General features: G+C 39.1%; 2 protein-coding genes. Both read left to right on the top strand.

Annotated elements, in window-relative coordinates:
* Positions 1-40: 40 nt before the first annotated feature.
* Positions 41-451: a hypothetical protein gene (locus tag M0051_RS19530; RefSeq protein WP_306743252.1), complete on the top strand. Its 411-nt coding sequence runs from the start codon at positions 41-43 to the stop codon at positions 449-451.
* Positions 452-474: 23 nt separating this feature from the next.
* On the top strand, positions 475-1280 hold an 806-nt coding region (locus tag M0051_RS19525; protein ID WP_306743251.1), incomplete at its 3' end, for an IS3 family transposase.

Here is a 1280-nt window from a genome sequence, read left to right as displayed (position 1 = left end):
TGTCTTCCCCTGAAATAGCTTGACACAAAAAGTCAAGAGCATGAAGAAAGGAAAAGAAGCCATGTTAACCGATAACATGCAGGGATTTATTCAAGAGAAAATCAATTACAATAATTACGAGATTAGTTTTCGTCGCTGGTTAATAAGTCAGATCGATTGCGGTCATTTAAGTGTGCAAGACGCTAGGGATCGCTTCAAGTTGAATCCATTGGAATACAAGAAAATAATAAAACGATGGCAGGAAAGATATTCTGATGAATTGCATCTATCTTTGTCTATTATGACATCCAAGGAAAAAGCAGATAACAAAGCGTTGGAAAAACGTATTAAAGAACTGGAAAAGAAACTGGAGCTGGCTCAAATGAAAAATGTAGCTCTGAATACCATAATTGATATTGCAGAACAGGACTATAAACTTGAAATCAGAAAAAAGTCTGGCCCCAAGCAGTAGACCTGCTGTCACATATGTATCCTTTGAGTTCAAAGGCGGCCATATGTGGTCTGTTTGGGAAATCGCGCCAGGCATGGTACGAGAGCAGAAATAAAGCCCGGAATCAAGACCTGCATGCTGTACTCATATTGGGTATGGTCAAGCAGATCAGAAAAGATCATCCCCGCATGGGAACCGATAAACTATATTATTTGCTCAAACCTCAATTGCAGGAACATAAAATTTCATATGGAAGAGATAAGCTTCATGCTTTATTGAGTGCTTATGGATTACTGGTTCGACATAGTAAACGCGGACCTAAAACAACCAATTCAAATCACATGTATAGAAAATATCCCAACCTGATTCGGGATATGAAGTTAAGCCGTTCCTGCCAGTTGTGGGTTAGTGACATTACCTACATCCGAACCAGTAAAGGTTTCGTCTACTTATCACTCATAACCGATGCTTATTCCAAGAAGATCGTAGGATGGTGCTTATGGCCCGATTTATCAAGTCGTGGTGCACTGAATGCCCTGCAAATGGCTCTGGAGAATGAGAAGAAAACAGATAAATTAATACATCATTCAGACAGAGGAATACAGTATTGCTGCTATGATTACGTGAACTACCTCAAAGGTCAACAAATCAATATCTCAATGACTGAAAAGGGTGATCCCTATGAAAATGCAATAGCTGAGAGGGTAAATGGAATCTTAAAGTCAGAATATGGTTTGTACAATGTGTTTGAAGATTATTTGCAAGCCAATGAGGCTGTTAAAAGAGCTGTCAACCTGTACAACAATAAGCGTCCTCATTCCAGTATTGAACACAAGACTCCAATTCAAGC

Source organism: Marinifilum sp. D714 (assembly GCF_030851345.1).
Taxonomy (GTDB): domain Bacteria; phylum Bacteroidota; class Bacteroidia; order Bacteroidales; family Marinifilaceae; genus Marinifilum.
Note: the sequence above shows the minus strand (reverse complement) of the source record. Positions and strands in the feature narration are given on the sequence as shown.